This is a genomic window from Bradyrhizobium sp. GW821-FHT12B03, assembly GCF_058807535.1.
On record NZ_JBXAQU010000005.1, the window covers coordinates 185,005 to 208,991 of the forward strand.

Sequence of the window (23,987 nt, forward strand, 5' to 3'; positions counted from 1 at the left end):
GCTACGACGTGGTCTGGAAGAATTCGGCGAACGGCCATTATTCCGTCTGGAGCACGGACAGCACCGGAAACTTTGTGACGACGCTTGCCGCTGCCGGTGAAGTCGTGGGGACCGATCCGTCTCTGGAGGCACTGGAGCCGACACTTCATCAGGATCTCAATGGCGACGGCACAATCGGTGTCCCCGCCGTTACGATCGAGGCGCTCGGCTCGACCAGCCTGGTCGTATCAGGTGGCAGTTATTACCTGACCAATATCTCGACCGGCGCCGGGCCCACCCTGAAATATGCGGGCTCCGCGGTGAACACGGCTAATTACACCACATGGTCGGTGATTGCCGCCGAGCAGGTGTCCGGCGGCGGCTACGACGTGGTCTGGAAGAATTCGGCGAACGGCCATTATTCCGTCTGGAGCACGGACAGCACCGGAAACTTTGTGACCACTCTCGCCGCTGCCCCGGAAGTGTTGGGGAGCGATCCGAGCCTGAAGGCGCTGGAGCCGACCCTGCACCAGGATCTCAATGGCGACGGCACCGTGGGTGCAGCGCCGCTCGCAACTGCAGGGCTCGGGACCGCTGGCGATAACTTCGTTTTTAGTTCCGGCCAGGTCGGCACCACGCTGTCAAACCCGACTGAGCTGCCGGACGCTATGCCGGCACCAGCCGATGCGCAGACCGCGACAGGGCACGGGACGCTCGCCGAACTTGCGGGGAGTCCCGACACGGCGGTGATCGACAGTGTGATTGCCGTTCTTCACGATCTGCACGGCACCGGTTTCATGCTCGGGTGAAGGCGCCGGCCTCGTCGCGTCGAATCGACGCAGGAGACGCGGTCATTCTGCCACGACTTGCTTGTCGCGCCGCGATCGTGGGACGTGCACGACGCATGAGTGGTCCGCAGGCTCAAACTATCACCGACGTCGTCCGCGGACCATGGTCGAGCCGGCGCGCGCAAGTTTCAAAATTAAAAAAGAACGCGTTAAATTGAACCTTGCCTGATCCGGCGCGACCACTAGAAAGCCAACGGTCCGTCGCGCAGCGGTTGTGCGAGACAATAATGCCAAGAAGCCTGTTTCCGTTTTTCCAAGTGGCGTTTGCGTACCTAATCATTTGAACACGAAGGTTCTATTTGCGAGCGCCGAAGGCGGCGGGGGAAGTTTCAGCGAAATTTGGAAGGTGATGCCGTAGGGCCGCACGACACGCAGCCTGCGGCGGCGAAGATTTGTGCATGGCAACAAGCTGGGATCTCAGCTTAATCTCGGGAGGAAGAAAAAATGCGTCGAATTGCACTCTTGGCCTTGGTTGCAGGATTGCTCGGGCCAGTGATCGCATCGCAACCGGCTCACGCTCAAGCCACCAGAACCTGGGTGTCCGGCGTGGGCGACGACGTCAATCCGTGCAGTCGCACCGCTCCGTGCAAGACCTTCCCCGGCGCGATCTCGAAGACGGCGGCAGGCGGTGAGATCAACTGTCTCGATTCGGCCGGCTTCGGCACAGTGACCATCACCAAGGCGATCTCGATCTATTGCGAAGGTGTCGTGGGCGGTATCCTGGCGTCCGGTACCAACGGTGTCATCGTCAATGCGGCGGCGACGGATCACATCGTGCTGCGCGGCCTCGACATTGACGGTGCGGGGACCGGCCTCAAGGGCGTCACCGTCCTCCAGGCGGCCTCGGTGGTTATCGAGCATTGCTTCATCAGGAATTTCAACGCCGCCGGTTCATCCGGCGTCTCGTTCACTCCCTCGAATGCCGGCGCGTTGTTGATGATCCGCGACAGCGTCATCACGCATAACGGTTCGGGTGCCGATGGGAACGGCGTTTTCATCAATCCCAACGGTGGAACGGCCAGGAGCCTCATCAACAACGTTTCCATCAATAAAAATTTCGTTGGTCTGAATGTCGCGGGCTCGTCCAGCGTTCAGGTCAACAACAGCAACATCTCCGACAGCCTGAGCACCGGTATCGCTCAGGGTGGTGCCGCGAACATCCGCATCGGCAGGTCCATGATCGTCAACAATTCTGGAATCGCCACGCTCGGTACGGTGCTGTCCTATGGCGACAATCAGATCAACGGCAATGGTCCGGACACCACGCCTGGTTCGGCGGGCGGCTACAAATAGTCTTTCCTGATCATCGACGAATGCGAGAGGCTCTGGGCGATGTCCGCCCGGAGCCTTTTCTTTGAGCAGGTCGCGATAGAACGCGCATTGCGGGTTCTGCCTCGGCGGCACCATAGACTGGCGTATGCAGCGCGTGAAAATGGGAGCCCTTAATAAGGGCGAGCCAGAACTTCTCTGTGCAGAGTTCGATTATGCCGGTTTCCCGATTGTGCGGCCTTCCAAGTCGCGGTCGCCCGTGCAATGGAGGCCAGCAACCCTGATATGGATTCCGTCATGCGACCGGAATAATCTGTCGCGGGTGCTGTCGATGGGACACCGGATGATGAGTGAGAGACGTCCCCGTATGGATTATCGTCGTTGGGTCCGGTCGCTGCGGCTTGCGGCTCTGGCCTTCGCGATCGCGGCACCGCTGCTCGCGGCGCCTGCCGGAGCAGCCGCCCCATCCCTCCGCCAGGGCGTCGCCGCGTTCCAGCGCCAGGACTATGTGGCGGCGTCCCGCATCTTCATTCCGCTCGCCGAGCGCGGCAACGCGGCGGCGCAGACCTATCTCGGCCTCCTGTTCGAGACCGGCCGCGGCGTGCCGCAGAACTATACGGAAGCTGCGATGTGGTACCGGCGCGCGGCGGAGCAGGGCGACAGCCGCGCCCAATATTCACTGGGCCTGCTCTACGACCGCGGCCAGGGCGTTCCGCAGGACATCGTCGAGGCCTCCAAATGGCTCAATCTGTCGACGGCCGCGGCGCCGCCGCGGGCGCGCGAGGCGCGGGTCCGGATCCGCGATGCCGTCACCACCAAGATGACGCGCGGACAGATTGCCCAGGCCCGCCTGCGGGCGCTGGAATGGGCGCCGAGCCGCGAGCACTGACGGCCTTGCGGCGCCCGCTGTCTCCGGCCGCTCGGGCTCCCAAACAAAAATGCAAAAACAACCCCATGCACAGTAGAGAGCGAACTCCCGCGCGGCGTCCCGCACCTGCGCCGCAATGACGATTCAGGCCGGTATCATCGCGCCTTAGCCCGGCCAGCCGCCGAGCCAGTTCACATACCAGGTCTCGCCGAGCCAACCGATCCAGATCGCCGGCGCCAGGAACAGCCCGAACGGCAGGAAAGCGGTGGCGCGCAGCGGTCTTCTTTGCAGCGCGGCACTTGCGGCATAGGCGCCGATCGCGGACAGCGCCGCAAGCTCGATCACCGCGGCCACGGTCGCAAGATCGAGCCAGGCGCCGCAGACCGCGGCAAGCTTGACGTCGCCGAGCCCCAGCCCATCGCGGCCGCGCCAGCGCCGGTAGAGCGCCATCAGCAGCAGCAGCGGAAGCGCCACGGCCGCCGCGCGGGCCAGCGGCCAGAGCAGCGCCTCGATGCCGACATCAGGCACGAAGGCGGCGGCGCGGAGCAGGGCGAGCGCGAAAGCGGCTCCCGTCAGCTCGTTCGGAATGAGGTAGTGGCGCGCATCGTTCGCCGCGATGGCGAGCATCAGGGTGGCCAGGAATGCACCGTACAGGCCCTCGGCGCCCGGCGCGGTGACGAGGCTCGCGAACACGCCCAGCAGCAGGGCGATGCCGAGCGCGAGCGCGGGGCCCGTCCCGTCGTTCGCCTCCTGATCGGTCACGCCGCTAGCGCGCCGCCTTGGGCGGGCTGACGGTGACCACGGGATTGCTGGTGCCGACCAGGCGGCCGTTCATCTTAGTGCGCATCTCCTCGGCGATGACATGCGCATCGACGCCGTCCTTGATCACGGTCGGCCGGATGAACAGGATCAGTTCGGTGCGGCTGCGCGTGTTGGTCTGGTGCGAGAAGGCGTCGCCTACGCCGGGAATGGAATCCAGGATCGGCAGGCCCTGGCGTTGCCTGTTCTCGGTCTCGCTGATCAGTCCGGCGAGCAGCACAGTCTGTCCGCTGGTCACCGCGATCGAGCTCTTGACCCGGCGCTGCGAGATCGTCGGCGTCAGCGAGTTGGCGCTGCCGGCGGCCACGCTCGAGATCTCCTGCTCGATGTCGAGCACGACGTTGCCGTTGGCGTTGGCGCGCGGCAGCACGCGCAGGATGATGCCGGTGTTCTTGTAGTCGATGGTGCTGACCACGGTGTTGTTGGCGGTCAGCACGGTCGCAGTGCCCGTCGAGAACGGCACCTGGTCGCCGACCTGCAAGGTCGCCGTCTGGTTGTCGAGCACCACCAGCGACGGGTTCGACAGCACCTTGACGTTGGTGACGCCGTGCAGCGCGTCGAGCACGACGCGCGGCGAGTTCTCGGCGCCGATCAGGAAGTTGAAGCCCGGCAGTGCGCGGCCGAGCAAGGCGCCGGCCGCAGCATTGACGGCATTACTCGCCGGTTCAATATTGCTGCCGACCGCGCTCGAATTGCTCACGCCCGCGACGGTATTGGAGATCGAGCCCTGCTTGCTGGCCAGGAAGAACTGCACGCCATAGTTCAACTGGTCGTTCAGCGTGACCTCGGCGATGGTCGCCTCGATCGCGATCTGGCGCTGTGGCCGGTCGATCTGCCGGATGGTCTGCTCGACGATGCGCTGCGCCTCCTGGTTGGCGTAGACGAGCACGGCGTTGTTGGTGACATCGGCGGTGATCCTCACGTTCTGGAGGATGCCGTTGACGCCGGGCTTGGCTCCGCCGCCCGAGATTCCGCCGGCGGTGCTGTCCTGCCCCGGCGTTGCGGACATCGACGGCGCGGGACGGGCGCTGAGCGATGATCCCGCAGGCGCGGTGACCGGCGTTGCGGCGCCCGCGCCGGCGGTCGGCAGCGCGCTGAGCGAGGCCACTGGATTGCCCGATGACGAGGCCGAGATCCCCGCGCCGGGCGAGATCTGGCTCGAGGCGTTGTCGAGCGTCGAGCTGCTCGTCGCGCTCTGGCTTAGCAGCATGTCGTTCAGCAGCGCCACGATCAGCTTGGAATTGCCATAGCGCAGCGGATAGGATTTCAGGTTCACCCCTTCGGTGTCGGAGCGATCGAGCCGCGCGATCCAGGTCTGCGCACGCTTGAGGTATTCCGGCTTCTGGCTCACCACGAGGATCGAGTTGAGCCGTGCGATCGGCTGAAGCTTGATCACATTCTGGCTCATGCCGCCTTCGCCGGAATCCATGATCTTCTCGATCTCGGTGATGACGGGCTCCGGCGAGGAATTGCGCACCGGAAAGATGCCGACGGACTGTCCACGCATCCAGTCGGCGTCGAAGGACAGAATGGTGTCGACCGCAGTCGCGCGGTCGGTGCCGCTTCCGCTGACGATCAGCGTGTTGCGGGCGCTGTCGGGACGCATGGTCGAGGCCTTCACGCCGAAGGCGTCGAGCAGCTTGAAGATGTTCTGCGCCGAGACGTAGCGCAGCGGTACCACGGTGATGCCCTGGCCGGCCGCCGCGTTCATCGATCGGTCGATCCCGCCGGGACCGGCTTCCGGCGCCGGCAGCAGGCGGTAGCCGGTGCGGTCACGGACCAGCGCAACACCGGACATGCGCAGCGCGTTCTCCAGCACATAGAGCGCGTCCGCCTTGGGCACGGGCCGCACCGAGGCCAGCGTCACCGTTCCCTGCACGCGCGGGTCGATCGTGTAACCGACGTTAAGTACGTCACCAAGGATGACCTTTGCGACGCTCGCGACCGGCGCGTTCTCGAAATTCAGGTCATAACCGCTGCCGCCACCATCGTCGCGCTCGGCGAGCGCGCCGCCTTGCGGCGTTGCACCATCGCTGAGATAGATCGCGGGCTTGGAAGATTTCGCCTGGGCAATGCCGCCTGCGCCCGCATCCGCAGGTTGCCGCGGCTGCAGGTCGAGGGAGCGGATCCTGTCAGCGATGTCCTGCGCGCGCGGATCCTTTGGATCGGCTTCGATCGACTGGTCGGCCGTGACGATGCAGGCGCCGAGCAGGAACGCGGCCGACAACAGGATGAGCGTTCCAGGCAACGCTGAGCGGAGGCGCAAGAGCGGCTGGACCACCTCGAACAAAATACGCCTGCCAACGCTGGAAGTGATTGAAAAATGCATCCGATCCCCCTCGGTTCGGACGCGCAATAGTTTGCGCCACGATTATGTTTTTGCTAAGAAATAAGTCAAGGGTAAAGGGCCTTCCTTAACCGCCGAAGTTGTTGCATTCAGGTAACAAGGTCAACGCTGTGAATGCGATGCGCGACCGCTCCGCAGATAGCTTCCGGCAGCACCTCCTTGAAAAATACTCATTGCCGCCGCGGGCGCATGCCCAAATGGACAAGTCATCCAATCCCACGCTGACGCGCCCCTTGCGCGAATTGTGGGAGGCCACCGATCTTTCCGCGGCCGAATTTGCCGATGAAGTCTCCGACTATTTTGCTCTGCCGCGGCTGAGCCTTCCGCAACTGCTCGCGGCCACGCCGCGTCTCGACGGTTTTTCGCGCCGTTTCCTGCGTGAATCCACCATCTTTCCCTTCAGTGCGACCAATGCCGGTGCGGTGAATGACGTTTTTCGCCTGGCGGTCGCCGATCCCTCCGACACTGCGGCCATTCGCGCCGCCGAAATTGTGTTCGGAGCGCCGGTCGATGTCGTCGTGGCGTCATATGAGGACATTACGACGGTCCTCGATCAGCGGGCTGACGCCGATGACGCGAGTGCCGATCGCACCGGCAGGAGCGTCGCGCAGCAGTCCGACGACGACATCGAGAGCCTGCGCGATCTCGCCAGCGGTGCGCCGGTGGTGCGCGCGCTCAATGATCTCCTGGAGCGCGCGGTGGACTTGCGCGCAAGCGATATCCACGTCGAACCGTTCCGCGCCGGGCTCGTGGTGCGCATGCGCGTCGACGGCCTGTTGCGCGCGCTGCCATCGCCGCACGGCATCCCGCCGCAGGCGCTGATCTCGCGCATCAAGATTCTCGCCAGCCTCAACATCGCGGAACGTCGCCTGCCGCAGGACGGCGCGGCACGCGTCCGCGTCGGGCGTAGCGAACTCGACGTCCGCGTCGCGACCATGCCGACGCAGCATGGCGAGAGCGCCGTGATCCGCCTGTTGCCGCGCGACCGCGGCCTGCTGGAGATGAGCAAGCTCGGGCTCGGCGCGCGCGACGAGAGCGCGATGACACGCCTGCTCGCGATGCCGCACGGCATGATCGTCGTCACCGGACCGACCGGCAGCGGCAAGACCACGACGCTTGCGACCATGCTGTCGATTCTGAACGAGCCGACGCGCAAGATCCTCACCATCGAGGATCCCGTCGAATACGAGATCCCCGGCATCAACCAGTCCCAGGTCAAGCCGTCGATCGGGCTGACCTTCGCCTCGGCCATGCGCTCTTTCGTGCGCCAGGACCCCGACGTGATCATGGTCGGCGAGGTCCGCGACGCCGAGACCGCGCATATCGCGATTCATGCCGCGCTCACCGGCCATCTCGTGCTGACGACGCTGCACACCGAGACGGCGGCGGCCGCCGTGCCGCGCCTGATCGATCTCGGCATCGAGGGCTTCCTGCTCAAGTCCACGCTGCGCGCGGTGGTGGCGCAGCGTCTGGTGCGCATGCTCTGCGATCGCTGCAAGGTGCCGCACCGCTTGAGCGAGGCCGATCTCGCCAAGGACCCGCGCTTTGCGGTGATTGGATTCAAGGCCGGTGAGGTCGTGCACGAGGCCGGCGGTTGCGAGCGGTGCGGCGGCACCGGTTTTCGCGGCCGCAACGGCGTGTTCGAGATCCTCGAAATGTCCGACGAGGTGCGTGCGCTGGTCGGACCGCAGACCGACTCCCACTCCATCGACGCCGCGGCGATGCGCGGCGGAATGACGACGATGCTGGAGGATGCGGTCGCCAAATGCCGGGCCGGGCTCACCACCGTGCCCGAGGTCTTCCGCGTCACGACGGTGCGCTGACGCCCATGCCGAACTATCGCTACCGCGCGCTCAACGCCAACGGCGAACTGGTCTCCGGCGCCATCGCCGCGCCCGCGCCGGGCGACGTCGCGCAGCGGATCGAGCGGCTCGGCCTCGTCCTGGTCGACAACGTCACGCCGGAGGAGGGCGGCGCGACCGGCAGCGTGGTCAGCCTCTTCAACAGGCCCAAGCCGGAAGACGTCACCATCTTCACCCGCGACCTCGCACTGCTCTTGCGGGCCGGCGCCCGCATCAATGACGGGTTGGAGCTGTTGGCGGCCGATCCCGATTTCGGCCGGCTGCGGCCGGTCGTGGCCGACATCCGTTCGCGCGTCGTCTCGGGCGAGAGCTTTGCCGAAGCGCTGGCGCGGCACGAGGGGCTGTTTCCGGCGATGTACATTGCGCTGGTGCGGGTCGGCGAGGCCTCGGGATCGCTGGATCAGGTGCTGGAGGTGCTGGCCGGTGAACGCACGCGCAGCGAAGCCCTGAGGCGCCGGCTGTCGGATGCGATCCGCTATCCCGTGTTCGTGCTTGGCGCGGCGGGCTGCGTGCTCCTGTTCTTCCTCACTTTCGTGCTGCCGCAGTTTGCCAGCGTGTTGCAGGATTTCGGCGCCAAGGTCGATCCGATCGTCGGCGTCTTCCTCAACATCTCGACTTTCCTGCGCGGCAATTCCGACGCGGTGCTGGCTGGCCTTGCGGCCGCCATCGCCGCGACATGGCTGCTGCTGCGGCAGCAGCGTATCCGCCGCGGCATCGCCAATGCGATCACTCGCCTGCCGGCAATCCGCAACATCATGAGCGCGTATCGCACCGCGCTGTTCTGCCGTAATCTCGGCCTGCTGCTCGGCAGCGGCGTCAATCTCACCACCACGCTGCGCATCCTGATCGACATGATGGCGACGACCGGACCGTCCGCGGTCTGGAGCGAGGCGGCCGACCGTGTCCGCCATGGCTCGAAGCTCTCCGACGCGCTGGCTGAGACGGAAGCGCTGCCGGCGATGGCGGTGCGCATGCTCCGGCTCGGCGACGAGACCGGGCAATTGCCGATGCTGTCGGGACGCGTCGCCGAATTCTACGAGGCCAAATTGCAACGCACGCTGGATCGCGCCGTCGGCATCGCGGGGCCGGCGGCGATCATCGCGATCTCGCTGGTCGTCGGTGGCCTGATCACCTCGGTGATGACGGCGCTGATGTCGGTGAGCCAGATCGTCGGTTAGCCAGAACGGGCAAGGAACGGAGAGACTTGAAGTGACCAAACATCCATCCGCTAGACGCGGCCGGCGCACAGGCCGAGGGGAGGCGGGCTTCACCCTCGTCGAGATGCTGGTCGTCATCACCATCATCGGGATGATCATGGCGCTGGTCGGTCCGCGGGTGCTGAACTATCTCAGCGAGTCCAAGGCGAAGGCGGCGAAGATCCAGATCGAGAGCTTTTCCAGCGCGCTCGATCTCTATTATCTCGATCTCGGGCGCTATCCGACTTCGAACGAAGGCCTTACCGCGCTGACCCGCAGCAGCAATCAGGCGGGCTGGAACGGGCCTTATTTGCGCGGCGGCGTGGTGCCCAACGATCCCTGGGGCCACGTCTATGTCTATCGCTCCCCGGGCGCGAGCGCGCCCTATGACATCATCTCGCTCGGATCGGACGGTCAGGAAGGCGGCAGTGGAACGGCAGCCGACATTGTCAGCGGCGGGCGCTGAGGGCACAGGCGATGCGCGCGGCTTCGCGCTGATCGAGATCCTGTGCGTGCTCGCGATCATCGGCCTGCTCGCGTCGATCATCCTGCCGGCCGTTCCGCGCACGACGACGCGCGCCAGGCTGGAAAGCTATGCGGTCGAGACCGCGGCGCTGCTGAAGGCCGACCGCAACGCGGCGCTGCGCCGGCAGGTGAGGGTGGCGACACAGGTGGACGCGGAGGCGCGCGCGATCCGCTCCGGCGTCACCGGGCGAACCATCCGACTGCCGGGCGACGTGGTCGTGCAGGCGACGCTGGCCGCGCGCTGCGCCGATCGCGCGGCGGGGCGGTCGATCGACTTCTTTCCGTCGGGCATGTCATGCGGGGGGACGATCGCGCTGGCGCGGCCCGGCATGGGCTATGAGGTGCGCGTCAACTGGCTGACCGGAGGCGTCGAGATTGTCCCGCAGAAGCTGCTCTGACGACGCCGGCTTCACCCTGATCGAAGCGCTGGTCGCGCTCGCGATCATCGCGGTCGTGCTCGGGACGATCGGCTCGGTCATCGGCACGACGGCGAAGGGCACGCGCGCGATCGACCAGCATCTGGCCCTCGCCGGCACCGCCGAGACCCTGCTTGCGGATCTGCCGGCGCGGTCGTTGCTGAAACCCGGCCGGCAGAGCGGCGAGCTTGCCGGCAGCCGCTGGCGCGTCGACGTCGCGCCGATGAATGTGCCCGGCGGTAATCCGGCCACCGATCGTTTCGTGCCGATGGCCGTCAATGTGCGTCTCCAGCGCGCTGACGGCAGCGCGATCCAGGTCACGACCGTGAAGCTGGTGCCGAGGGCTTTGCAGTGAAGGGCTTTTCGATGAGAGGCCTGGCCATGAAACGGCTGCGCCGCGCGCTGGCCAATGAGGCAGGCTTCACTCTGCTCGAAGTGTTGCTCGCGACGCTGCTGATGACCGTCATCCTGGCGGCGCTGGCGACGGTGACGGCGCAATGGCTGCCGAACTGGAATCGCGGCATCGCCCGCGTGCAGCGGGCCGAGCGTCTGGCGACCGGGCTCGACCGTATCGTCGCCGATCTGTCGGTCGCCGAGCAGATCGCCGTCAACGGTGATGCCAGGGTGCCGCTGTTCGACGGCGCCGAATTATCGGTGACCTTCCTGCGCACGGCACTCGGTCCGAGCGCGCGTCCGGGCCTCGAGTTCATCCGCCTGATCGAAAAGGCCGACGCGCAGGGGCTCGCGCTGGTACGCGAGCGCGCGCCGTTCCAGCCGATGCCGACGGATGGACAGATCCGCTTCGTCGACCAGGTCGTGCTGATCCGTGCGCCGCTCCGCGTCAGCTTCGCCTATGCCGGGCCGGACGGCCAGTGGCAGCCGACCTGGCGCGGCCAGCCGCAACTGCCGGATCGCATCCGCATCACCGTGCGCGACGGCGCCAGCGGGCAGGTGCTGGCGGTCTCGGGCGCGGTGATTCCGCACATCACGGCACCGGCCGAGTGCGCGCGGGCCAAGAATCCGGCGACCTGCGTGACCGCGCGCACCCGGCCGCGACAGGCGGAGAAGGAGGGACAGCAGCTGTGAGCGGCGCCGGGCACGATCATGCGAGGCTTCGCGATGGCCGCGGCTTCATCGTCGTCGTGGTGCTCTGGATGCTGGCGGCACTGGCCGCTCTCGCGCTGATCTACCTGTCCTATGTCACCAACACTGCGATCACGGTCGCCGTCAACGCCGACCGGTTGCAGGCGGACGCGCTGGTCAACGCCGGGCTTGAACTGGCGGCCTACCGGCTGACGGGACAGGACGAAGCCACGCGTCCGACCAGCGGCACCTTCAATGCGCGCGTCGGGGCCGGCCGGGTGAGCGTGACGTTCCGCTCGGAGGCGGCGCGCATCGATCTCAACATGGCGCCCAAGCCGATCCTCGCGGGCCTGATGACGACGCTCGGCGTCTCCGCGATCGATGCGCCCGTCTATGCCGACCGGATTCTCGCCTGGCGCTCGTCGACCGAGCCCGGACAGGACAATCCGGAGGATGCCTATTATCGCACGCTCGGCGCGTCCTATCTGCCCCGCCACGCGCCGTTTCCGCATAGCGACGAGCTCTGGCTCGTACGCGGCATTCCGTCCGCCGTCGTCGAGCGCGTGATACCCTTCGTCACCGTCTTCAGCAACATGAAGACCGTGAACGTGCTGGATGCCGCGCCGCAGGTGGTGGCGGCGCTGCCCGGCATGACGCCGGAAACGCTGCAACAGGTCCTGCGCGACCGCACGGACCCCAATATCGACCCGCGATCCCTGATCGGGCTCGCCGGCAGCACCAATGCGACGATTGAGGGCTCGAAGGCGTACCGGCTGACCGTCGCCGTCGAGGCGCCGTCACATCGTCGGAGTTCGGCCGAGATCGTCATCCTGCTTCTCGAAAGCGGCGATGAGCCCTATCGTGTATTGTCATGGCACAACGCCTTCGACGGCTCGGCCGGAAAGCCTCTGTGAGATGAGCTCGCTTCATTCCCTTCGCGGCATTCTCGACGCCTGGACCGGCACCGTGGCCGGCACAATCGTCGCCGGGCTGGAGCGCGTGGTGGCGCCGCGCGTGGTGCGGCTGGTCGAGACCGAGACCGGCGCATTCGCGCTCGAGGTGACGAAGTCGGAGGACGTGCCGAAGGAGATCGCGTTCGAGGACGGCAAGTTCGTGGGCGCCAATCTCGCGCAGATCGTCCGCGGCAGCCGCGTCGAGATCGTGTTGCGGCCGGTGCGCTTCCTGTTCCGTACCCTGGAGCTGCCGGCCCGCGCAGCCGATTTCCTCGACGGCATCGTGCGAGCGCAGATCGACCGGCTGACGCCGTGGAACGCCGCTGAGGCCGTGTTCGGGTGCAGCCCGCCGGTGGCGCATGGCAGCGAGAGCATCAGCACGGAGATTGCCGCGGCGCCGCGCCGGCTGGCGATGGGCTATGTCGAAGCGGTGTCGGGCTTCCATCCGTCGGCGATCGCGATCGTGACGGAGGCGAGCGGGGGCGGGCGCATCAAGGTGTTCGAGCAGAAGTCGCGCGGCGCGATCGACCCGGTGCGGCTCGGCCGGACGCTGCAAGCGGTGCTGGCCCTCGCCGCGGTCGCGGCAGTCGTCGGATCGGTCGCAGCAGGCTATCTGGCCGACAGCCTCAGCGCGCAGGAGAGCGAGCTCGAACGACAGATCACCCAGCGCCGCGCGGCGCTCCGCGGTAGCGACGGCGGTGAGCGCTCGCCACTCGCGCTGCTCGAGCGGCGCAAATACGAGACGCCGGCGAGCGTGATCGTGCTGGAGTCGCTGAGCCGGCTGCTGCCGGACCACACCTACGTCACCGAGCTGCATCTTTCCGCCAACAAGCTCCAGATCGGCGGCTTCACCCGCGACGCGCCCTCGCTGATCCCGCTGATCGAGCAGTCCCAGCATTTCACCCGTGCGACCTTTTACGCCCCGACGACGCGGAGTCCCTCCGATCCCGGCGAGCGCTTCCACATCGAGGCGCAGATCGAACCGAGGAACGCGCCATGAGCAGCGCCATGAGCGGCGTCAAGGTCGCAAACGGAAACGCCGTGACGCGGGCGCTGACCGGCTCGCCGCTGATCGCGGTCACGCTCTATCTCGCGATCGCGGGCGGGCTGTTGCTGATGGCGGGCCTGTCGATTGCCGAAATCATCGCCCACCGCCAGGCGCTGGCGCAGACCTCCGACCTGCTCGACCAGTTGCGTGGTCGCAAGGGCGGCGCCGGCAATGCTGCGACATCGCCGGCCGAGCACCCCGGAACGCCGTTCCTGGAAGGGCCGACCGTGACGGTCGCGGGCGCCAATCTGCTGCAGCGGGTTGCCGCGGCCGTCGGCAATGTCGGCGGCTCGGTGCAGTCTTCGCAGGTCGACGTATCAGGTGCGCAAACCAAGGACGGCTTCGTCGGTCTGGTCGTGAGCTGCGAGCTGGAGCAGCCCGCGCTCCAGAAGCTGCTCTACGATCTCGAGGCGGGCATGCCCTTCCTGTTCGTCGACCAGCTCGACGTCCAGGTGCCGCAGACCACGGCGCTGAACGATGCCCCTACCGGCCGCGTCAGGGTGATCCTGGGCGTCTCCGGCCAGTGGCAGGCGGGGAAATAAGGCTTCGTCGCCTCACCAGCTGTACTTGAACACGCCCTTGCCGGAATAGCTCGTGACGTTGCCGGAGAACTCGCCGTCGAAGGTGCCGGCGATCGAGAAGCCGCTCAGCCACTTTATTTCGGCGCTGGCGCTGACGAGTGCCGAGTCGGCGTCGACCCTGGCGCCGTTCACGACGAAGCTGGTGCCGGGCAGGGTCTGGAACAGCGCGGTGACGGCGCGGCTCGGATTGTAGTCATGCGCCCAGGCGGCGCGGCCGCGCAAGGTCAGCACGCCGTTCTGCATCGCATAGGATTTGTCGGTGCGCAGGCCGAGCTCGGAGCGGGTGTCGGTCAGCGACTGCGCGGCGTAGTTCAGCGCGAACAGGCCGCCGCCATTGAGGCTGACTTCGGAATAGTTGGGCAGGTTGAAGTTCGTCACCTGCGCCGCAGCATAGGGCGTGATGCCGATCATCGGCGTCGTGAAGCGATAGCCGCCCTCGAAGCGGGCCGAGAAGGTGTCGGCCTTGTAGCGGCCCTGGAGCTGGTCGGCGCCGGCAAGCGCCACGGTGCGGTTGGTGGTGACGTCGTGCCAGCCATAGGCGAGCGCGGCCGAGATGTAGGCCGGTCCAAAATTGTGCCGGCCATAGACGCCGGCCTGGAACAGGTCGGCGGAGCCCGAGCCCATCGCATTGGCGAGCGAGTAGTTCAGCCCGCCGCCGCCGAGCGCGAAGCCGACCAGGGTGTCCAGCGAAATCCTGTAATCGGCGCCGGCCGCGCCGCCCCAGACCCGTGCGGACAGGTCCTGCGAGCCGACTGCCGTATTGCCGCCGACATCGGCGGAGCCGCCATAACCGGCCGCCCAGACGCTCCAGCGGCTGCTCGGCTGTGATGACAGTAGCGGCGCCTTGGTCGCCATCGCATAGGCCTCGCGCTCGCGCGCGTTGGCCAGACGCATGGTCGCGTAGGCAGCCGCGTCATCGCTCTCGGCGAATTGCGCGACGCTGCCCGCCTTGGCGAAGCCGCCGCTGCGGCCGACGACGGTCGGATCGAGCATCAGGTTCAGGAACTGGCCGTCGGCGTTGATCGCGGACTGGATGATGCCGGTGCCGAGTTCGCCCGAAGCGGTGGTCAGTCCCGCCGGCGTCAGCGCGGCGAAGGCCGCGGGGATTCCGCCGGTCGCGTTGAAGAAGTTGGTCAGCGTGCTCGCGACATTCTGCTGGTTGACGTTGAGGCCGCCGGCTGGCGTGAAATCGAGGCCGACATTGAGGAACACGTTGTTGGTGTCGTAGCTCAGCGTCGCGTTGAGCGTCGGCATGTTGGAGACGACGGTCGGATTGAAGGTGGTGCCGACGAGGCTGCCGGCCGCGGTCAGGATCGTGTACTGCTTCTTGATCGTCCCCGAGATGAAGTTGGCGCGCACCGTCGCGCCGCCGAGGTCGGTCGCGCCAGTTACCTGGGTGAGACTGGCGTTGGTCGAGGAGACCTGCACCAGATAGGTCGAGGCCGCCGTGAAGGTCAGCGATCCGTTGATCGTCAGCGGGCCGAACGGGGTCGCCGCGCTGCCCGGAGCGAGCGTGCCGCCGCTGACCTGGACACCGGCCACCGTGCCGCTGCCGGCCAGCGTGCCGCCGGTATTGACGGTGGTTGCGCTGTTCAGGATCGAGCCGTCCACCACCAGCGTGCCGCCGTTCACGGCGGTGGCGCCGGTATAGGTGTTGATGCCGGTCAACGTCTGCGTGCCGCCGGTCAGCGTGAGGCCGCCGCCGGCGCCGGCATCGTCAATGACGCCCGAGAACGTGCCGTTGGCGTTGGTGATTGTCAGCGTATTGGCGCCGAGATTGACATTGCCTGCGCCCGACAACGAACTGATCGAGGTGCCGCCGTTGGTCAGGTTCGAGATGTCGAAGATACCATCGGCGATGATGTTCCGCGATGAAGCGATGCTGCCATTCAGGCCGCCGAAGAAGACAAGGTCCAACTCGCCGCCCGCGGCAATCGTGGTCGTGCCGGTATACAGGTTGTTGCCTGAGAGCTGCTGCGTGGCGGCGTTGGCAATCACCAGATTACCCCCAGTGCCGCCGCCGATACCGCCGTCCAGGATGACGCCCGAGAACACGCTTCCGTTCGTGATCGTGAGTGTCTTCGAGCCGAGCGCGATGAAACCGGCGCCGGCCGCCGAGAAAAGCGACTGTATCGAGGCGCCGGAGGTGGTCTGCGAAATATCCAATGTCCCGGTCGCAGCCGGCGAGAAGGTCACAAGGACGGAACTCGCGATCGAGCCGCTGCCCTTCAGCGCCAGCGTCGCACCGACGTCGATCTGGGTTGCGTTGGTATAGGTGTTGACGCCGGAGAGCGTTTGGGTGCCGTTGAAAATCTCGACCCCGCCCGTTCCATTGATCACGCCAGAGAACTCGGTCGAACCGTTGGTGATGAACACTCCCTTGGTGCCCATCTGGACCGCCCCGGTTCCGGCCAGCGTGGTGAGGGCCGCTGCCGACGGCGTGATCGCGGAAATGTCGAGCGTGCCGTTGACGGTGACGACGCTGGAATTCGCGATGCTGCCGAAGCCGGACAGCGCCAGTGTTCCGGCCGAGATCGTCGTCGCGCCGGTGTAGGTGTTGGTGCCGGCCAGCGTCAGCGTGCCGGTGCCGACCTTGGTCAATCCGCCGCCGGTGCTGGAGATCACGCCGTCGACCTGGGTCGGGGTGTTGAGGCTGCCGGTGGTGAGCGTGTTGGCGCCGAGCACGTAGTCGCCGGCGCCCTCGATCGAGCCGGCGGTCATGCCGCCGCTGGTCAGGCCGGAAATATCGACGGCGCCGCCGGCATTGGTGATGAAACGCGCGCTGCCGCCGGTCGCCGTGCCGGAGAAGTTCGTCGTTGCGCCGTTGTTGGTGGTGATCGTGGCGCTGCCGGCGGTGGCGGAGCCGTCGAAATTCACCGTTCCGTCGTTGATGATGGTCGAGGTCGCGGCGGTGGTGCTGTTGTGGAAGCTCAGCGTGGCTCCCGCCGTGTTGTTGATCGTGGCGTTGCCGGCCGAGGCGCTGGTGAAGAAATCGATCTGGCCGTTGACGTTGTTGGTGATCTGGGCGCTGGCGGCGGTGCTGGAATCCTCGAACGTGACGAAGCTGCTGTTGATGATGCTTGCCGTTCCCGCCGTGCTGTTCTGGATGAAGTTGACGGTGCCGCCGGCATTGTTCGTGATGGTGACGGCTCCGGTGCCGCCGCTCGCGGTGCTGCTGTTCTGAAACACCAGATTGTTGCCGGAGGTGACCACGAAATTCTGCGTATTGCCCGAATTGTTGCTGATACCCGTTCCATTGACGATGAACGGGTTGCCGATCGTGACCGTGTAGGCCTGCGCGGTGTTCGTGAACTGGACCGATCCGATGACGACGACGCCGTTGTTGTTGTCGACGCTCGCGCTTCCGGTGTTGGTGAACGTCGCGGTTCCGTCCGGCACGCTCGGGTTGGATGACCAGTTGGTCGGATCCGTCCAGTCGGTGGTGGCGCCGGTCCAGGTGCCGTCGACGGCATGCGCGGCGACGACGCCGAGCGCGGTGGTTGCGAGCAGGGTCGCCAGCGAGTGGCGCGTGACGGACCGCAGCCTGTCTCCGATCCTCTCTCGCGCCATTTTCGGTCCGGCCATCGTTGCTCTCAAATCAGAAAAAAATCATCGCAAACATGCAACCCGGGCGTGCGGCGAAGCACCTGCACCATGCAATAATCTCATGGCGTTACGGCGCCTCGCAATGAACGGAGGTTTGATTGCGCGGGGTTCCAGCCTGTTTCGGGTGCAATTTCGACGATCGTGGCCGTTGGGCAACATTTTCATGCATCGCAACATATGCAGGATAAAAAGGGGGCCGCTCCGCCGGAATTGGGCAGATGTGATGCGGGTTGATGGAGGGGTGCATCGGGCCTAGTTTGCTGCGGAAGGCTTGCGGCGTGCTGGCGCAGCCTTCGGTCGCACGGGAGCTTGCAAGGGAATCGGATGTCCGGGTGGCTGAGAGCGATGGGATTGGCTGCGCTGTGCGCGGTGCTGGGCAGTGCCGCGAGTTCGGCCGCCACCTCCTCGCGCATCGATATCCTGCCTGACGAAGCCGCGGGCAGCCCCGCCGAAAGCGTCGATGTCGGTGCGGTGAGGCCGATTGCGCGGCCGGCGCAGGCTGCGCGCAAACCGGTCCCCCGCGGCAATCCGCTGTGGTCGGTGCCGCTCTCGGCGCTGACGGCAACCCAGGAGCGCCCGATCTTCTCGGCCTCGCGCCGGCCGCCGCCGCGCGCGGTCGCTGCGTCTCCGGTCGAAGAGGTGCAAGCACCGCCGCCGCCCAAGCTGGTCGAGGCACCGCCGCCGCTGTTGCTGGTGGGGGCCGTGGTGGGCGAGGGCGACGCCATCGCGATTCTCGTCAACCGCATCGACCAGAAGGTCGTGCGCCTGCGGCAGGGCGAATCGCTTGGCGGCTGGTCGCTGACGGAGGTTCAGCCGCGCGAGGTGACACTCAAGCAGGGCAATCGCAGCGAGGTCCTGGTGCTCCAGCGGCCGTCGGATCCGGCCCCGGCGGGGCCCCCGGCAGATGCCGGCGGCAGGCTGATGATGCCGGGCACGACCGATTTCCAGCCGCGTTCGACGCCGAAGAACGGCGAGTCGGATGGACTCTGAGCGCTTGCGCGCGCCGGGCCGATCGCTTGCCGGGAAGGATGCGGCTTGACCGACCCGCAAATTGACGCGCCCGGCAAGGCCGACATTTCCAGCGGCCCCGTCGGCCGTGCCCGCCGGCTCCTGCAGGGCTGGTCGGCGAACCTGGTCCAGATGGTGCTGGGGCTGACCCAGCAGCTGCTGCTGATCCCGGCCTTCCTCCATGTTTGGAGCGGCGACATGCTCGCGGCGTGGCTGGCGATCTATGCGGCCGGCAGCTTGGTCGTCGTCGCGGATGCCGGATTGCAGCTTCGCGCGATCAACCGGTTTCTCGCCTTCAAGGCCTGCGCCGATTGCGACGGGCGCACCGCGAACTTCTACTCGGCCCTGCTGCGGATCTATCTCGCCGTTATCGCGGTGCTCGGTGTTCTCTTGTGCGCGGCCGTGGTCCTGGCGCCGCCCTCGACGGTGCTCGGCTTTCACGGAACGGCGACATTCGATGCCGCGATGCTGGTGATGACGCTGGGCATGCTTCTGACCTTGCCAGCCAACCTCGTCTCCGGCCTCTATCGCGTGCGTGGCCGGTATGGCCGGACGGTCTGGCTGCAAAACGCCGCGCTGCTGCTCGGACAGCTCGCGCAGCTTGCTGCACTCGCGATGTTCGGCAGCCTGCTCGCGGTTGCGATTGCCTTCGTGTCGATGCAGCTCCTGTTCGCGATCTTCCTCGTCGCGTTCGACGCGCCGCGGCTGTTTCCGTTCCTGCGCCGGGCCGGCAGGCCGCCGTTCGTGTCGCCGTCCTGGCGCTGGAGCATCGGGCAGTTCGGCCGCGCATTGCCTTTCGCGGTCGCCAACATCACCGAGCTCGCGCTGGTCAACGTTCCGGTGCTGCTCGTGTCCGCGCTGGTCACCAATCGCGTCGCGGTGGCGCAATGGGGGCTGACGCGCGTGATCGCGAGCCTTGTCCGCGGCCTCTGCCTCCAGGTCACGCTGCCGCTTGCCGCCGAGCTCGGCCACGACCATGCGATCGGCGACAAGGAGCGGCTGCGCCGGCTCTACGCCCACGGCTCGGTGTTCGTGACCGGCCTTGCCTGCCTGATCGTCGCGGGCCTGCTGCCGTTCTGGTCCGACTTCTTCGCGCTGTGGACCCATGGCAGCATCCCCTATGACGCACCGCTCACGGTGACGCTGCTGCTCGGTTCGGCGGCAGTCGCGCCCTCGCTGCTGGCGCTCGGCTTTGCCAACCACAGCAATCGCGGCGAGCTCCTGATCCGCACCAAGGGACTTCAGCTCGTCGTCTTTCTGGGGCTGTCCTTCGTCCTGATCCCGCGGCTCGGACCACTGGGCGCCGCGCTCGCCGTGGTCGCGAGCGACATGCTCGTCCAGTTCGGCCTGCTCGCGCTGATGGTGATGCGGCAGACCCTGCATCATCCGTTCAGGCACATCGCTTTTCTGGTGCTGATGGCCGTTGGCATCGTGGCGTCGGGCTGGCTGATCGGGCTCGCGATCACCGCACTCGTGCCGGGCAGCGGGCTCGCGCACTTCGTCGTGGAATGCGCGATCTGGCTGGCCGTGGTGGGCATGCTGGCAAGCCCGCTTCTGAATGGGGCGCTGCGCGAGCGCCTGCGGGCGCTGGTTCCTGCGTAGGGCGCGTACTAATAGCCGGCGTTTCCGTCAGACCGCATTTGAGGTCCGCTGTGCCCCCGATAACGGCTCGATACGGGGCCGTCGCCGGGGGGGTGATAGGGGCCAGAAGCGGAAGATCAGGGACAGAGGACTCGCAGGCAGGTTACGGCGTTGCGATGAAGTAATCTAGTCGTTCGGTCCTGACGGAAGAGTCACTGGTGGGGAGTGGACGGGTATCCGCTTGACGATCTTGGTCCAGGTTGCGTTAAGGGCGGCTATGACGCTTGGATTACCGGCATAGCTGGTTCGGAGTACCTGCTCCTCCCCCTTGATATCCGCACACCTCAACGAGCCCATGATTTTATCGACCTGCGCTTCTTGCTTCGGATCGGCTGCCTTTTGGGACCATTCAATACAACTGGCGCGACGGCCGACAAACTCGGTTACATCAGCGGGCAGGCTGCTGCCATCAGCCGTTGCGGGGCCGCAAGGTGCAAGCCAAACCGTGGCCGCAGCCGCGATGCATGAAAGGAAGAATCCTGTCCAGCGCTCGACCCGGACCACGTTCCTGCCAAGACAATTCATATGAAGTCGCCTATTGCCGCTTACTCTCATTGCCAATGCCACATTCATACCCGGACACGCATCTAACAGTGCTCCTCCCGACGCCGACGGGCTCGCAACTGCGCCGACACAAACCTTCGACATAGTCTCCCACGCTACGTTTCATTGGGGATCAGGCCACAAGGTCATTGATACGGGTGTCTTGCGGGCGGCGCCCGGCGGCTAACGCCCGTCGTTTCGAATTTCTCCTACGGGTCACGAGGGCAAACGCTCTGACCTATCGTAAAACATCCGCTTGACCATCTGAAGCCGACATTCGCCTCGATAATAGATGCCCTAACGTGGTGTCAGCGCCAGCCGGTGCTTCAGCCGTTCCAGATGGCGGGCGAATTGCTGGTGCCCGGCCTTGGTCTCCTCGGCAAACTGCGCGAGCCGCTGTTGGCCGGCCGTGCGCAAGCGTTCGCGCGTGCCGTCGGTGCGGAGTGTGACGATCGCATCCGCGAGCGAGCGCGGATCGTCGTAGTCGAACAGGATCGCGGCATCGCCGGCCTGGGCCTTGAAGGCCTCGGGATAGATCACGGGCGTGCCGACCGCCCAGGCTTCAAGCGGCGGCAGATTGGTCGGGCCGAAATAGCTCGGCATCACCAGCGCGGCGGCACCGCGATAGAGCGCGCCGAGCTCGGCGGACTCGACGAAGCCGATGATGGAGATCTGGTCCGACAGGCCGAGGGTGCGGATCGCCGCGTTGATCTTGTCGCGGCCGCCGCGATCGGAGCCGCACAGCACCAGCCGTTCGGTGATGCCGCGCTCGCGCAGGCTTGCGAGCGCGGCGAGCAGCGTCATGTGGTTCTTGTGCGGCCAGAACTGCGCCGGATAGAACAGGTAGCCGGGCTCGAGCCGGTATTTTGCCAGCACCGCCGCATCATCGGCGGCATCGGGCGCGGACCGGCTGACATAGGCCGAGGGCGAGAACGGAATGCAGACCGCGCGATCCCGTTCCATGGCGTAGCGTCGGCAGAGATCGTCGGTCAGCTCGGGGGCATTGACGATCACCACCGCCGCCTTGGTGCTCGCAAGCCCGAACAGGATCTCGCGGCGCTCGAACTCGCCGAAGCTGCGGACCTCCGGAAATTCCGGCGCGTCGCGGTGGCAGCCGTCGAAGATCGTGATGATGAAGGGCAGTTCGTAGAGCAGCAGGTGCCGCTTCGAGGTCGAGGTGAAATGCACGACGTCGATGCCGTCGCGGATCAGCGCGCGCTCGAACGGCGATCTCAGCTTCAGCGCGATCTGGACGAGATCGAACGGCCCGCAATATTTCAGGAACAGGAAGACATAGTCGAGCAGGCCGAATTTGCGCAGGCGGGCTGCGACGCCGAATTCCTTCAGGATCTCCAGCGTCTTCGGATGGGGCGAGTACACCACGATCTCGTTGCCCGACTTGGCCGCCCAGTCGCGCAGCCAGAGCATGTCGTTGAGCGGCTGCTGAAAGCCGCCGCCGACTTCGAGGGCCTGCTCCAGCATGACGGCGAGCCGCAGAGGCCTCACGGCGTGCCGCTCTTTCTGGCGACCGCGTAGGCCGCCCAGCTCTTCGTGTGTGGTGCGTCCTGTGTCAGCCATGCGGCGTGAGCGGCGAGCCGGAAGCCGCTCGCCTCCAGCGCCGCATCGATCTCGAACGGGAACCAGTAGCGCATGTGATGCGCTTCATCGACGCGCCGGATCGTGGCGCGGTCGGTGTCCTCGCAGAACAGCGTGTAGTTTACCGTGACGGTCGCGGCCTGTTCGTCATGGTCGGATTGCGCGATGCGGGTGAGGCGCAGCGGTTTCTGCTCGATCACCTTGACCCTGGTCTCGACGCCCTGCGCCAGCACGGCGCCGCCGTACCAATAGTCGAAGAAGAACACGCCGTCCGGCTTCAGCGCGGCGTGAGCGGTGCGGAACATGGCCGCCAGCGCATCGCGGCTGGTCTGGTAGCTCGCGACATGGAACAGCGACACCACCGCGTCGAAGTCACGCTCGGGGCCCGCGACACAGGCATCGCCCTGCCGGAATGGAATCGAGAGCCCGGCCTGCTCGGCGCGCGCCTTGGCGCTTGCGATCATCTCGTGGCTGAGATCGATGCCGGCGACGTTCCAGCCCTTGCGCGCGAATGCAAGCGCATGCAGTCCGGTGCCGCAGCCGAGATCGAGCAGCCTGCCCGAGGCGACGCCGTGGTCGCGCAGGCGCGCTTCGACGAACGCCGTCTCCGCCGCGTAGTCCTTGTCCCGGTAGAGAAGGTCGTACCAGGGCGCATATTCGGCGAACACCGTCACGCCAGGATCTCCTTGAGCGCCTGCGCGGAGCGCGCGATCTCGTCGTCGGTCAAGGCAAGGCCGCTCGGCAGGTAAAAACCGCGGCGGGCGATGTATTCCGCGTTCGGATGGGATTCGTCGACCATCAGGCCCATCCGGCGCAGCACCGGCTGCTCGTGCATGCACCAGAAGAACGGCCGCGTCCCGATGCCCTTCTCGCCGAGGCGGCGCATCGCCTCCTTGGCGTCGAACGGCACGTCGTCGTTCAGCACGATGCCGTAGACCCAGTAGATGTTGTCGGCATAGCCGGTGCGGGCGACCGGGCGGCGGATGCGGTTGAGGCCCGCAAGATGCTCGTCATAGAGCCGGCCGATCCGGCGCTTGATCTCGACCGTGCGGGGCAGGCGCTCGACCTGGGCGACGCCGAGCGCGGCCTGCAGGTTGGTCATGCGCGCGTTCCAGCCGAGCTCCTCGTGGACGAAACGCTGCTGCGGCTGGAAGCAGAGGTTGCGATAGCCTTGCAGGCGGTCGGCGAGCGCGTCGTCGTCGGTGAGGATCATGCCGCCTTCACCCGTCGTGACGTGCTTGTTGGGATAGAAGCTGAAGGTCGAGACGTCGCCGAAGCCGCCGCAGGGCGCGCCGCGATAGGTCTGGCCGTGCATCTCGGCGGCGTCCTCGATCACCTTCAGGTCGTGCTTGCGCGCCAGCGCCATGATCGAATCGAGATCGACCGGCAGACCGTAGATGTGAACCAGCATGATCGCGCGCGTGCGCGGCGTGATCGCGGCTTCCACGCCCTCGGCCGTCATGTTCCAGGTCGCAGCGTCGCAGTCGACCCCGACGGGGACGAGGCCCGCCCGCACCACGGCGGCGGCGCAACTGATGATCGTGAAGGTCGGGATGATGACCTCGGAGCCTTGCTCGAGCCCGAGCGCGTGAACGGCGATGTCGAGCGCGACCGAGCCGTTGGTGACTGCGATACCGTGGCGCCGCCCCGTGGCCTTGGCCATCGCCTGCTCGAAACGCTTGATGAACGGTCCCTCCGAAGAGATCCATCCGGTCCTGATGCATTCGGCGAGATAGTCGGCCTCGTTGCCGTCGAGCAGCGGCGTGTTGACGGGAATGAACGGTGCGGTCACAGGCGAT

General features: G+C 66.2%; 19 protein-coding genes and 1 pseudogene. 14 read left to right on the forward strand and 6 right to left on the reverse strand.

Annotation, left to right across the window (positions count from 1 at the left end):
* The 3 genes and pseudogenes from AC1RUR_RS12460 to AC1RUR_RS12470 all read left to right on the forward strand — a co-directional run.
* Positions 1–788 (forward strand): annotated as a pseudogene (locus AC1RUR_RS12460) (M10 family metallopeptidase C-terminal domain-containing protein); the annotation flags it as partial.
* Between the two features lie 585 nt (positions 789–1,373).
* Entirely contained in the window at positions 1,374–2,120 is a 747-nt protein-coding gene (locus tag AC1RUR_RS12465; RefSeq protein WP_492844269.1) for a right-handed parallel beta-helix repeat-containing protein, read from the forward strand.
* A 343-nt stretch (positions 2,121–2,463) separates the two neighbouring features.
* The gene (locus tag AC1RUR_RS12470) at positions 2,464–2,985 is read left to right on the forward strand and encodes a tetratricopeptide repeat protein (protein WP_492844271.1); all 522 of its coding nucleotides are present in this window, start codon (positions 2,464–2,466) and stop codon (positions 2,983–2,985) included.
* 144 nt (positions 2,986–3,129) lie between these two features.
* Here the strand turns inward: AC1RUR_RS12470 and AC1RUR_RS12475 are convergent, their stop codons facing one another.
* Together AC1RUR_RS12475 and gspD are read right to left on the reverse strand one after the other, a co-directional pair.
* Entirely contained in the window at positions 3,130–3,726 is a 597-nt protein-coding gene (locus tag AC1RUR_RS12475) for a prepilin peptidase (RefSeq protein WP_492844273.1), read from the reverse strand.
* Positions 3,727–3,730: 4 nt separating this feature from the next.
* Complete coding sequence (gene gspD / locus AC1RUR_RS12480) at positions 3,731–6,112, reverse strand: type II secretion system secretin GspD (RefSeq protein WP_492844275.1); 2,382 nt, start codon at positions 6,110–6,112, stop codon at positions 3,731–3,733.
* 137 nt (positions 6,113–6,249) lie between these two features.
* Between gspD and AC1RUR_RS12485 the strand changes: the two genes are divergently transcribed.
* From AC1RUR_RS12485 to gspM, 9 genes are read left to right on the forward strand one after another with little or no spacing between them, the layout of a single operon-like run.
* Positions 6,250–7,953, forward strand: coding sequence for a GspE/PulE family protein (locus tag AC1RUR_RS12485; protein ID WP_492844277.1), 1,704 nt, complete (start codon positions 6,250–6,252; stop codon positions 7,951–7,953).
* Positions 7,954–7,958: 5 nt separating this feature from the next.
* Positions 7,959–9,170: a type II secretion system F family protein gene (locus tag AC1RUR_RS12490; protein WP_492844279.1), complete on the forward strand. Its 1,212-nt coding sequence runs from the start codon at positions 7,959–7,961 to the stop codon at positions 9,168–9,170.
* Positions 9,171–9,201: 31 nt separating this feature from the next.
* Complete coding sequence (gene gspG, locus AC1RUR_RS12495; RefSeq protein WP_492844281.1) at positions 9,202–9,654, forward strand: type II secretion system major pseudopilin GspG; 453 nt, start codon at positions 9,202–9,204, stop codon at positions 9,652–9,654.
* The gene (locus AC1RUR_RS12500) at positions 9,617–10,111 is read left to right on the forward strand and encodes a prepilin-type N-terminal cleavage/methylation domain-containing protein (protein ID WP_492844283.1); all 495 of its coding nucleotides are present in this window, start codon (positions 9,617–9,619) and stop codon (positions 10,109–10,111) included. The genes gspG and AC1RUR_RS12500 overlap by 38 nt, the downstream gene beginning before the upstream one ends.
* A complete protein-coding gene (locus tag AC1RUR_RS12505; RefSeq protein ID WP_492844285.1) occupies positions 10,089–10,484 on the forward strand; it encodes a PulJ/GspJ family protein in 396 nt (131 codons plus the stop codon). Before AC1RUR_RS12500 ends, AC1RUR_RS12505 begins: the two co-directional genes overlap by 23 nt.
* A gap of 26 nt (positions 10,485–10,510) precedes the next feature.
* On the forward strand, positions 10,511–11,215 hold the full coding sequence (locus tag AC1RUR_RS12510) for a hypothetical protein (protein ID WP_492844287.1): 705 nt from the start codon (positions 10,511–10,513) through the stop codon (positions 11,213–11,215).
* Complete coding sequence (locus AC1RUR_RS12515) at positions 11,212–12,126, forward strand: type II secretion system minor pseudopilin (protein ID WP_492844288.1); 915 nt, start codon at positions 11,212–11,214, stop codon at positions 12,124–12,126. The genes AC1RUR_RS12510 and AC1RUR_RS12515 overlap by 4 nt, the downstream gene beginning before the upstream one ends.
* 1 nt (position 12,127) lies before the next feature.
* Positions 12,128–13,165 carry a PilN domain-containing protein gene (locus tag AC1RUR_RS12520; RefSeq protein ID WP_492844290.1) on the forward strand — a complete coding sequence of 346 codons (1,038 nt, stop codon included), beginning with the start codon at positions 12,128–12,130 and terminating at the stop codon, positions 13,163–13,165.
* Entirely contained in the window at positions 13,162–13,755 is a 594-nt protein-coding gene (gspM, locus tag AC1RUR_RS12525; RefSeq protein ID WP_492844292.1) for a type II secretion system protein GspM, read from the forward strand. The genes AC1RUR_RS12520 and gspM overlap by 4 nt, the downstream gene beginning before the upstream one ends.
* A gap of 12 nt (positions 13,756–13,767) precedes the next feature.
* Here gspM and AC1RUR_RS12530 read toward each other — a convergent pair whose 3' ends face one another.
* Positions 13,768–17,379 carry an autotransporter outer membrane beta-barrel domain-containing protein gene (locus AC1RUR_RS12530; RefSeq protein WP_492844294.1) on the reverse strand — a complete coding sequence of 1,204 codons (3,612 nt, stop codon included), beginning with the start codon at positions 17,377–17,379 and terminating at the stop codon, positions 13,768–13,770.
* Positions 17,380–17,724: 345 nt separating this feature from the next.
* On the opposite strand from AC1RUR_RS12530, the gene AC1RUR_RS12535 reads away from it, so the two are divergent.
* Positions 17,725–18,390, forward strand: coding sequence for a hypothetical protein (locus AC1RUR_RS12535; RefSeq protein ID WP_492844296.1), 666 nt, complete (start codon positions 17,725–17,727; stop codon positions 18,388–18,390).
* A gap of 45 nt (positions 18,391–18,435) precedes the next feature.
* Entirely contained in the window at positions 18,436–20,010 is a 1,575-nt protein-coding gene (locus AC1RUR_RS12540) for an MATE family efflux transporter (RefSeq protein WP_492844298.1), read from the forward strand.
* Between the two features lie 879 nt (positions 20,011–20,889).
* Here AC1RUR_RS12540 and AC1RUR_RS12545 read toward each other — a convergent pair.
* From AC1RUR_RS12545 to AC1RUR_RS12555, 3 genes are read right to left on the reverse strand one after another with little or no spacing between them, the layout of a single operon-like run.
* Positions 20,890–22,098, reverse strand: a complete 1,209-nt coding sequence (locus tag AC1RUR_RS12545; RefSeq protein ID WP_492844300.1) for a glycosyltransferase family 4 protein — start codon at positions 22,096–22,098, stop codon at positions 20,890–20,892.
* Positions 22,095–22,862 carry a class I SAM-dependent DNA methyltransferase gene (locus AC1RUR_RS12550; protein ID WP_492844302.1) on the reverse strand — a complete coding sequence of 256 codons (768 nt, stop codon included), beginning with the start codon at positions 22,860–22,862 and terminating at the stop codon, positions 22,095–22,097. Before AC1RUR_RS12550 ends, AC1RUR_RS12545 begins: the two co-directional genes overlap by 4 nt.
* Positions 22,859–23,980, reverse strand: coding sequence for a DegT/DnrJ/EryC1/StrS family aminotransferase (locus AC1RUR_RS12555; protein WP_492844304.1), 1,122 nt, complete (start codon positions 23,978–23,980; stop codon positions 22,859–22,861). The genes AC1RUR_RS12550 and AC1RUR_RS12555 overlap by 4 nt, the downstream gene beginning before the upstream one ends.
* Positions 23,981–23,987: the final 7 nt, after the last annotated feature.

Coding starts and splice junctions, on each gene's coding strand:
- AC1RUR_RS12520 (WP_492844290.1), top strand. CDS start 12,128: ATGAGCTCGCTTCATTCCCTTCGCGGCATTCTCGACGCCTGGACCGGC.
- AC1RUR_RS12530 (WP_492844294.1), bottom strand. CDS start 17,379: ATGGCCGGACCGAAAATGGCGCGAGAGAGGATCGGAGACAGGCTGCGG.
- AC1RUR_RS12485 (WP_492844277.1), top strand. CDS start 6,250: ATGCGCGACCGCTCCGCAGATAGCTTCCGGCAGCACCTCCTTGAAAAA.
- AC1RUR_RS12490 (WP_492844279.1), top strand. CDS start 7,959: ATGCCGAACTATCGCTACCGCGCGCTCAACGCCAACGGCGAACTGGTC.
- AC1RUR_RS12470 (WP_492844271.1), top strand. CDS start 2,464: ATGGATTATCGTCGTTGGGTCCGGTCGCTGCGGCTTGCGGCTCTGGCC.
- gspD (WP_492844275.1), bottom strand. CDS start 6,112: ATGCATTTTTCAATCACTTCCAGCGTTGGCAGGCGTATTTTGTTCGAG.
- AC1RUR_RS12510 (WP_492844287.1), top strand. CDS start 10,511: ATGAAACGGCTGCGCCGCGCGCTGGCCAATGAGGCAGGCTTCACTCTG.
- AC1RUR_RS12535 (WP_492844296.1), top strand. CDS start 17,725: ATGTCCGGGTGGCTGAGAGCGATGGGATTGGCTGCGCTGTGCGCGGTG.
- gspM (WP_492844292.1), top strand. CDS start 13,162: ATGAGCAGCGCCATGAGCGGCGTCAAGGTCGCAAACGGAAACGCCGTG.